Genomic DNA, 8,937 nt, shown 5'->3' on the forward strand with positions numbered 1-8,937 from the left:
CAGGGCGTTGCATAAACTCGACTTTCCGACACCGGTTTTACCCATAATGCCGATGACCGGTTCGTAATCCGTGAGAGAACGGATTTGCTCAAGTACTCGCTCAGAGAGATAAGTCGGTAGTCGAGAGAGGGGTTTACTGATGGCATTCAGGCCATCGTATTTATTCATGTCATTTTCCTCAAAGAGAATAAGGCAACAGTAAGCCCGAAGGTTTGTTGCAGGAGTGGTAGGGTTCAGGGGGATAATATCTATCTGACATTATTTCTAAGTGACGTTTTATCATTGGTCTGTTTTGTCGAGCCAATTTCCACCACTATTCGCCCCACTGTTTTCCGACTTCAACAGCTATTCCATACCCGCCACTCCGACCGAGGTTTGGGAACATTCTTTATATTCATATTGATCGTTTATACTGATCAATATAATTGTATTGATCACTTTAATCTATTAATATGTTTTTACGAATGTAAGTGAAAATAAAGTAACAATCTGAATATACTGATAATTAAAGGTATTGAGTGTTTTTTGAACGGTATGTTTTATGACTGAGAAATTCAATAATAACCAAGTTAAATTTTGATACTAATCCAGGAGGATAGATAAATGGGACTATTAGGCGACCTTTGGGATAGCACTTTTGATGGTGTACTGGATGTGACCTTTGGCACTCTCGAAACGGTTTGTGATACAGCTAATGTAGTAAAAAGCTCTGTGATAGAAAATCCAGGCAAAGCGATGATGATGGGTATCGCCGCCTTAGCGACAGGAGGCGCAGCGCTATCTGTGGCACCGACTATCGGTGCGGCAGCCAGCGCAGCAGGATTAGGCGTTGGCGGAGGAACATTATCCGGTGCAGCTGCAAGCTCAGCCGGATTAGCGGCACTGGGTGGCGGAAGTTTAGCGGCAGGTGGTGCTGGTATGGTTGGAGGAACTGCAGTCATTACGGTTACAGGGGCCTTGTCAGGCGGGGCTTTAGCAGGAACGGTTATATCCACATTACCTCGTACAGAGAGAGATTAATACTGATGGGTCTTCTTCTCATTTTGTGGTTAGTCGGGTCAATTCTGGTTGGATTCTATGCCAAAGGTAAGGGGAAATCATTTAAGGCCGGCTTTTGGTTATCGGTATTTGTAGACCCTATTCTGGCATGGATATTACTGGCTATATTTGCTTAGTGTATCAATAAGTCGAACCAGAGAACTTAGCTGGTCCGGCTTATTTTTTCTTTACTCAGCGGGGATCCCTGTGCCAATGTTAATGGGCATTGTGCGCTAATTTTTAGATGTATAACTATTTTTTGCTCTTATTGGATTTTGATTGCTGCCACGCGTGTTTCATTTTCTGTATAAATTCAAGTTTTTCTTCTGGAGGTGTATACCATACATCAATGCTGGCAATCATCATGTCACAACGCATAGCATTGTGGTAAGGCTTTAAATAGCCGGCTATCCTGCCTTTTCCCTTTAAATACTCCCAGAGATAGACGCACTGCTGTTCATCTTTATGGTCAATCCATTCGAAAGCACGCAGAAAATCATTATATTGGTCTAGCCATTTTTTATACAATTCATCTACATACTTTATTTTATATTCAAGGCTTACTGAGGAACTGTCAATGTAGCGTATGACTGTATTAAGTCTTTCATGATCATTAATCGGATTTGGATTATATTTATCAATATCCGCACAAAAGTTAAATTCGAAATCTGAAATGGATATTTTAGGTGGTTTTTTAATGTCACTCTCATTTTTTAAAATAGGAGGTTCAGCGGGCATTGGAACGTTAACTAGTTCCTCAAAAGAGGCTATCAACTCACGGAGATTATCATTCTGATTAAACGGTTTTTTTTCATCTTGATATGGTTTTGACAGTTCCCTTGTGGCTTTATCCATTAAATCACGTACGCCTTCAGGAATGGAAAGTATATTGTAATCTATGGTTATAAATGGGTTTTTATTATCCATATCACCCATTATATATAGATCACTGCTTTCATGGGATGGGAGGGAGTAGTTATCGTCTATGAAATTGCATTGAGTATTAAAATTGTTTTTTTCACAAGTGATGAACTGAAAGGGTATGGCGTTTTCGAATATATAAAGAAAAGCAAACCAAGAACCTCTGGGGTTTTCCTTTAAACATCTAAAATAATCAAGTGGAATACATTCATCAATATAAGCCTCGTGTAACTCAGCACTCTTGGCTCTTATTAACTCATCATCCATAGCGCACATTATAAATAACTGCGTGTAAATTAATTTACGATATTCTTTTTTTGTCATAAACCTATTATAAACATGCAATGAATCTTTCTTTTGATGACGAGCTAATCGATTAAGAGAAAAAATTTCTTCTCGTACTTCATGATAATTTGGCATTTTCCCACCCCCTTTCTCACCTATAGATTTGCTCCTTCATGGAGCAACTAAAACAAAATATTAGCATGATTGAGCAATGAGAAACGTGACCGAGAACTGAGAAAACACTGATTTTATGCTGATAATTAACTGATAGATAACTGATTTTTTACTGACTATATACTGAGTGTTTTTACTCTATTTGGGTGGGTAAAGAGATAATGGCGATAAAGAACATTTAGGTTAATGGCTCAACACTGGCGATAGAGAACCGAGACATTTTGTTAAATATGCACACTCACCATGTCCAACATCATGTGTAAACAGTCTCAATATGATGGCCATTGGTTGGGTTAAATTAATAAAAAACACTATACCCTATTTTTTTGAGTAATAACAAACAGAAAAATGAAGGGATTGATTCATACCAATGCTGTTCAACATGCGGGCATATAAACAACATAGTCGTTATCTATAACATCCGAGAACTTAACCTGCCCGTTAAAATACGAATGTCAACGTGATGATACATTTGCCACTAAACTGCAGCATAGAGGATTGTTACCTTATCCCTATACCCCTATAAATCGTTCACTTCACATAGCGATGCGCGTCTGAGCTAATTCACTTTGTTTCTACATTATGCCGCTGTGTTCAATATTGCAGTAAGCCGATAGGTTATTTGTTCTCGGATATCACCCATGTTCTTCAGTCAATTCAATCTCAACTATTTTTTACGTCACTTCCTGTTCATCTGAGGAGGAAGGGATGATGAATGCAATCACCGCCCCTCCGTACGACGGATAAGATAAAATGAGGATGTTGCGATGAACACGACTACGCTGGATTTATTTCAAGACCAATTTGTTGATATGGTTTTTATTACCCACTTTACTGGACTGAGTGATAAATGGTTTTATAAACTCATCAGTGAGGGGCGGTTCCCGAAACAAATCAAAATGGGACGTTCTTCTCGCTGGTTAAAAAGCGAAGTAGAAGCTTGGTTACTCCAACGAATTAAGGAGTCCAGAGAAGGGAACGATAATCTATCTTTGATTGAGCATGAGGGGTAACTAACACTCACACCGTATAAGTCAACTCAATATTATATGTTAGTACCGATGTAAAAATGGGTCTTCCGCAACTTGGGTGGAAGAAAATTAATGAAACTTTTTAGTTAACAAGGATCTAAACTGTTTTAAGTTATGGATAACACTATGCCCTCACTTAAGACACTTTTACAGCTACCTTGTGGATGGCAATCCAGCCAACAAGTTATTAGTTCTGATGGGATAACTATCCATCTCCGGGCTGCGCGTAAAACAGCTCAATGTCCTGAATGCCTTAAGCACAGTCGCTCTGTACACAGCTGTCGCCGACGCCGGATACAGCATCTTCCATGCTCAGGTCAGGCTCTCTGGCTAATCTTTGCCGTTCGGCACTGGTACTGTCGTAACCCGTCCTGTTCACGCAAAATCTTTGCTGAGTCGCTGACTCCCTTTGCTGGCCCACAACAGCAGTCTTCGACGTTACTGCAAAATCTGCAGCGCCAACTGGGGTTAATCGCAGGCGGAGAGGCTGGGAGACGGGCTGCAACAGCGTCAGGGATGAGGATCAGTGCAGATACTCTGCTGCGCAGAGTGGTTCAGGCTCCTGAGCAGGCAGAGAACCGGATCCGGCATGTCGGTATCGACGAATGGGCATGGCATCGGGGCCACAGGTACGGCACGCTGATCGTTAATCTCGACACACATCGCCCCTTGGTACTGCTGCCTGGTAGGGAGCAACGTACTCTGGTTGCATGGTTTAAAAAATATCCTGAGATACAGGTCGTCTCACGCGATCGTGGCGGTATCTATGCATTAGCTGCACGCGATGGAGCACCGCAGGCAAGACAGGTGGCCGACCGCTGGCATCTGCTGAAGAATATCGGTGATGCACTGGAGCGCATGATGTACAGACACATGCCATTGATACGGTTGGTTGCCACTGAGTTGTCTCCCAAAAAACAGATTACTGAAGCTTCTCCGGTAACTGCCTCAACGCTACGGCTTCCTGAACGGATAAAACAACAGCGGCGTGACAAACGGTATCAACGCTGGGCTGAGGTCGACGCTCTTCACAAAAAAGGATGTGGGATCAGAGAAATATCACGTATCACTGGGCTATCTCGGGTGACGGTTCGCCGTTGGATACAGTCGAAAGCGTTCCCTGAAATATCAACCAAACCACCAAGACCTGGGTTACTTGACCCGTGGCATGAGTGGCTGGAAGAGCAACGGAAAAACGGTAACCACAATGCCAGGCAGTTGTGGCGAGAGATGGTCGCAACTGGCTTTACTGGCAGTGAAACGACCGTCAGGGATGCTGTAGCTAAATGGCGTAAACAAGTTAACGGTCCGGTTATCGCTCCGGGGCGGCTCCCCTCAGCGTCCCGGGTCAGCCGCTGGTTGATGCCCTGGCGAATGATCAGAGGAGAAGAAAACTATGCGTCCCGGTTCATCGAGTCAATGTGCCAGAAAGAACCGCAACTGAAAATGGCACAACAGCTATCACTCGACTTCTACCGAATGCTGAAAATGAAGGATAAATCACAGTTAAATCAGTGGTTAGCTGACGTAAGTAAGAGCGGACTTGTTGACCTGAAGCGTGTGGCTGTCGGGATGGAGGCTGATGCAGCAGCAATACACGAAGCTATAAGCAGCCGGTGGAGTAACGGCGTTGTTGAGGGCCATGTAAATCGCCTGAAAATGCTAAAGCGGCAGATGTATGGTCGGGCTGGGTTCGAGCTACTGCGGCGGCGAGTAATGAGTCCCCTGGCTTAAACTGGTCCACCCAAGTTGCGGAAGACCCAGTTTTACTTTGGCAGGGTGGGTCAGAATTCAATTGGTATTGACAATTATATTCAGATTAAGATGAGTTGAATGATTGGTTATTTTAATATTTATTTTTATTGTTATCGACTTTATAATTCCAGAGTGAATTTCACTCGAGTTATGCGATGTTATTTTAGGTATGGTGAAGAGGGTTTGTTATATATGGTGTCATGGTTATTAATTTTGGTTGATTAAGGTGGTAATATATCATCAGTGAATGTCGGTTTGTTTAATATAATACTGTAATACTGTAATACTGTAATACTGTAATACTGTAATACTGTAATACTGTAATACTGTAATACTGTAATACTGTAATACTGTAATACTGTAATACTGTAATACTGTAATACTGTAATACTGTAATACTGAATTATATTTCCAATGTTATAATTCAGTGCGCAATAATATAGTGATCTTCCACTATGTACCTAGTTATTATCACTACCTAATATCAGTGCTCTCATCTAAATAATGCGGAGATTCATCATCATTTATCAATGTTACAGGTGATAACACCTACCTACTAAATATATTACACATAGCCACCGTCTTTATAGAGGGGATGATGACAACTGAACAATAGAGAATACAACTCACCACTATCAAACACGATATTACACATATCTACGTTCTTACCGCACTAACCCAATTAATATATCGAGCAAACTATGGCATACCATGCTGAAAAATATAATCTACATTACTTAAAGCAGATTGAAGCCACCCTGCATCGAGCACTGTCAGAACACCCTCGGACTTTCGCCTTACGTGTTGATTTGAGACTACCTGACACCGAAGTCATAGCCGCAACCGATGCGGCTGTTATCTCTCGCTTTACGGAATCACTGAAAGCCAAGGTAGTGGCAGACTTAAATAAAAAGCAACGGGAGGGGAAACGAGTACACCCCTGTACGTTGAGGTATGTTTGGGCTAGAGAGTTTAACCAAGTCGGTAAGAAGCATTACCATGTGTTGCTCTTGTTCAATAAAGATACCTATGCTTTCCTAGGAGACTATCGTTCACAGGAAGGGAATCTAGCTGGATTGATTACTCAGGCCTGGCTCAGTGCATTAGGCCTCAAAGATAAACGATATCACTCATTACCTTACTTTCCAGAGAATCCCTGTTATTACCTCAATGCTAAAACGTTAGGTACAGATAGCGTATATGAACAATTAGTGACTCGGGTGAGTTATCTGGCTAAAGAGCGAAGTAAAATCAGCAATGATGGTGAACGCAATTTCGGATGCAGTCAACGCTGAGTATTTTCTTACCACACAGATTTATCTCATGAAGGAATAACGGATCACATTTACGTATTCAGTCGTCCAGTAAGTGACGTATTCCTCTTTTCTTACTTACTATAAGCTTTCAAATGACTTCACATGAAAATGGGTACCTGCATCTGCCCTTAAGGGATGGATTACGGTTGCTTGCTATCCAACGAAAAGGAACATGCAAAATCATTTGCTTCAAGTAACGCCCAAGGGCATCTCATTTTGGGGTTAACCGCTCAGCGCGACCCTGACGGTGAATATCGCCGTCACCTCTGTAATAGGTCATTAGTTTTCCACCGGAAAACACAACATAGAAGGCCTTGGTTTGAGCATACCGATACCAGTTTATCGGAGCATGGGCGCGAACACTGCCCTTACGTCAATGTGGCCGTTGAAGAGGTTGCCACTGTTGAAGCCTTGAGAGTTTTCCTACCGAAAGTACTCCCGTTGGTACAACGGGCTCATTGGCACTGTAGCGGCTGCGGTCATGCGTACTATGGTGAAAAATACTGCCTGACTTGTCAGTGTGGAGCCCATAGCCAGATTGCTCTTACTGGTCGACGCAGAAAACGAGCTGCTCGATGACATCATCCGTTCTATTTTTTAGTCCATTCGTTCCTAATGTCAACCTACGCATTTTTTGCGTGACTATTGTGAGCAAGATTTGAATCTGGCTGCGTTAATCACACAAGCTTGGCTTCAGGGTGTTAGGTGTCACTGATGGCCGGTATCAGTCGCTGACTGACTTCAGTACCGGCCATTGTGTTGGTATTGCTGGCTGCTTTAACTATCAAAAACAGTGAGACTTTTTCTGAGTGGTATCGATGTTGCACGTGCTCAGTTTCATACTCCGCTACGACAGTGTTAACAACAGCTTAAAATGCGCACAGGACCGCGTCTAGAAGCTGCGTAAGCACTTAGAAAATACGAAGGTTGGCTGTTCATCGCAATGCCACCTAGGGTGACTATAGGCCTATTTTGAATGGGTATTCAGCGGATTGAAGATTGATTGAGTTAAATGTGAGAAGTCTCAGAAAACGAGTTGCGTCAAGATATAACTCGGTACGTGAGCGCTACTTTAACTCGTATCAATTTAGGTATCTGCTATTTGAATTTTGCATAGGTAGCCGACAACCAACATTCGACAGGTCATTGAATCGAGTTCCCGATGAGTGACGCTATTTCCAGCTACGCCCTGATATTAAAGCCCTGTCGTCACAATATGCCCCGACCAATCGTACTATTATTCCAACTTTAATTATCAATATGTGAGTTTGGTTAATGCAGATTTTGCATCACGCCATACATACTTGCATTTCTCTTCTCAAATGACACCTGATAAATATCGATGAAAGAATTAACGGCAGAATAAACGTTAATAAGTATCGATAAAATAAATAGAAACGTTAATTTTCATGAAGCTGATGTGATAAGAATGGTTATTTAAATATAGCCAAACACATTGTTCATTATAAATAGCAATAAGAGGATGTCATTGTGAAAGGTTTAATCGGTGTATTAGGGGGAATGGGTCCTGCCGCAACGGTTGATATATTTAATAAGTTTGTCAGCTTTACCGCCGCAGGCAGCGATCAGGAACATATTCCGTTAATGATATCGTCTATTCCTGATATTCCTGACCGGACGCAGGCATTGCTACATAATGGGAATTCTCCACTGCCGCTAATGGAAGATTACCTTCACCGCTTAGAGGTCGCCGGGGCTGAATGTATTGTTATTCCCTGTAATACCGCTCATTACTGGTATTCGGAGCTTAAAAAGGCGTGTCATGTCGAAATGCTCAGCATCATTGAGACCACCATGGGCGAGGCTAAAGCGTCAGGTAAGACTCATATCGGGCTTTTGGCAACCAATGCCACTCTGGCCATGGGGCTCTATCAGAAGAATATCGAAGGGCTGGGCTTTAAATGCATCAACCCTGACCAGCCGGGTCAGGACAAAGTGATGGAAAGTATTTATCGCCTAAAGGCAGGCAATATTGCACAGGCTGAATCATTGATGGCTGAACAGGTCGCAACATTATTTCAACGCGGGGCTGAAGTCATTGTTTTAGGTTGTACCGAGGTGCCAGTTATTTTAGCTAAAGAGATAAAACAACATCCAGAAAAATTTATTGACTCCACCGCTTCATTAGTTCGTGCCGGTATTCGCTGGTATGAAAAACGAGTTGGGAAAACGGATTTATTATTGTAATAAAAAATAAAAAATAAAAAATAAAAGAAGTCATGATGTACACAGCTCTCTATGGTGCGGTGCAGATTCATCATTTTTGATATTAATAATAAGTGACAAGTGATTGTCTATTGGAGCGGTTATGGTTTGGTTAGAGATTATGGTTGTTTTGGGTTCAATATTTTTTGGTATACGGATGGGGGGGATCGGAATTGGTCTGTGTGGCGGGG

Annotated in this window: 9 protein-coding genes and 1 pseudogene; 7 read left to right on the forward strand and 3 right to left on the reverse strand. The window is 42.2% G+C overall.

Annotated features, from left to right (window positions below):
- Nucleotides 1-168 (reverse strand): annotated as a pseudogene (locus YWE_RS31535) (GTPase family protein); the annotation flags it as partial.
- Nucleotides 169-603: 435 nt separating this feature from the next.
- Between YWE_RS31535 and YWE_RS28050 the strand changes: the two are divergent.
- Both YWE_RS28050 and YWE_RS30645 read left to right on the forward strand, forming a co-directional pair.
- Complete coding sequence (locus YWE_RS28050) at nucleotides 604-1,020, forward strand: hypothetical protein (protein WP_051323470.1); 417 nt, start codon at nucleotides 604-606, stop codon at nucleotides 1,018-1,020.
- A gap of 5 nt (nucleotides 1,021-1,025) precedes the next feature.
- Complete coding sequence (locus YWE_RS30645) at nucleotides 1,026-1,175, forward strand: hypothetical protein (protein ID WP_099044024.1); 150 nt, start codon at nucleotides 1,026-1,028, stop codon at nucleotides 1,173-1,175.
- 115 nt (nucleotides 1,176-1,290) lie between these two features.
- Here the strand turns inward: YWE_RS30645 and YWE_RS29190 are convergent, their stop codons facing one another.
- Nucleotides 1,291-2,379, reverse strand: coding sequence for a Rho GTPase-activating protein (locus YWE_RS29190; RefSeq protein WP_051323471.1), 1,089 nt, complete (start codon nucleotides 2,377-2,379; stop codon nucleotides 1,291-1,293).
- 806 nt (nucleotides 2,380-3,185) lie between these two features.
- On the opposite strand from YWE_RS29190, the gene YWE_RS0120025 reads away from it, so the two are divergent.
- The 4 genes from YWE_RS0120025 (at nucleotide 3,186) to YWE_RS30650 (ending at nucleotide 7,099) form a co-directional block, all read left to right on the forward strand.
- The gene (locus YWE_RS0120025; protein WP_029096095.1) at nucleotides 3,186-3,431 is read left to right on the forward strand and encodes a helix-turn-helix transcriptional regulator; all 246 of its coding nucleotides are present in this window, start codon (nucleotides 3,186-3,188) and stop codon (nucleotides 3,429-3,431) included.
- Between the two features lie 132 nt (nucleotides 3,432-3,563).
- On the forward strand, nucleotides 3,564-5,183 hold the full coding sequence (locus YWE_RS0120030; protein WP_029096096.1) for an ISL3 family transposase: 1,620 nt from the start codon (nucleotides 3,564-3,566) through the stop codon (nucleotides 5,181-5,183).
- A gap of 722 nt (nucleotides 5,184-5,905) precedes the next feature.
- The gene (locus YWE_RS0120035) at nucleotides 5,906-6,499 is read left to right on the forward strand and encodes an inovirus Gp2 family protein (RefSeq protein ID WP_029096097.1); all 594 of its coding nucleotides are present in this window, start codon (nucleotides 5,906-5,908) and stop codon (nucleotides 6,497-6,499) included.
- 171 nt (nucleotides 6,500-6,670) lie between these two features.
- Entirely contained in the window at nucleotides 6,671-7,099 is a 429-nt protein-coding gene (locus tag YWE_RS30650) for a putative zinc ribbon protein (RefSeq protein WP_161628783.1), read from the forward strand.
- Between the two features lie 122 nt (nucleotides 7,100-7,221).
- Here the strand turns inward: YWE_RS30650 and YWE_RS31705 are convergent, their stop codons facing one another.
- The gene (locus tag YWE_RS31705; RefSeq protein ID WP_255324305.1) at nucleotides 7,222-7,347 is read right to left on the reverse strand and encodes a hypothetical protein; all 126 of its coding nucleotides are present in this window, start codon (nucleotides 7,345-7,347) and stop codon (nucleotides 7,222-7,224) included.
- Between the two features lie 664 nt (nucleotides 7,348-8,011).
- Here YWE_RS31705 and cuyB point away from each other — a divergent pair.
- Complete coding sequence (gene cuyB / locus YWE_RS0120040) at nucleotides 8,012-8,728, forward strand: cysteate racemase (protein ID WP_029096098.1); 717 nt, start codon at nucleotides 8,012-8,014, stop codon at nucleotides 8,726-8,728.
- Nucleotides 8,729-8,937 lie beyond the last annotated feature (209 nt).

The organism is Budvicia aquatica DSM 5075 = ATCC 35567 (assembly GCF_000427805.1).
In the GTDB taxonomy this organism is placed as follows: domain Bacteria; phylum Pseudomonadota; class Gammaproteobacteria; order Enterobacterales; family Enterobacteriaceae; genus Budvicia; species Budvicia aquatica.

Excerpts from the sequence above, each read along its gene's own strand:
- YWE_RS28050 (WP_051323470.1), top strand. The coding sequence starts at position 604 with ATGGGACTATTAGGCGACCTTTGGGATAGCACTTTTGATGGTGTACTG.
- YWE_RS30645 (WP_099044024.1), top strand. The coding sequence starts at position 1,026 with ATGGGTCTTCTTCTCATTTTGTGGTTAGTCGGGTCAATTCTGGTTGGA.
- YWE_RS29190 (WP_051323471.1), bottom strand. The coding sequence starts at position 2,379 with ATGCCAAATTATCATGAAGTACGAGAAGAAATTTTTTCTCTTAATCGA.
- YWE_RS0120025 (WP_029096095.1), top strand. The coding sequence starts at position 3,186 with ATGAACACGACTACGCTGGATTTATTTCAAGACCAATTTGTTGATATG.
- YWE_RS0120030 (WP_029096096.1), top strand. The coding sequence starts at position 3,564 with ATGGATAACACTATGCCCTCACTTAAGACACTTTTACAGCTACCTTGT.
- YWE_RS0120035 (WP_029096097.1), top strand. The coding sequence starts at position 5,906 with ATGGCATACCATGCTGAAAAATATAATCTACATTACTTAAAGCAGATT.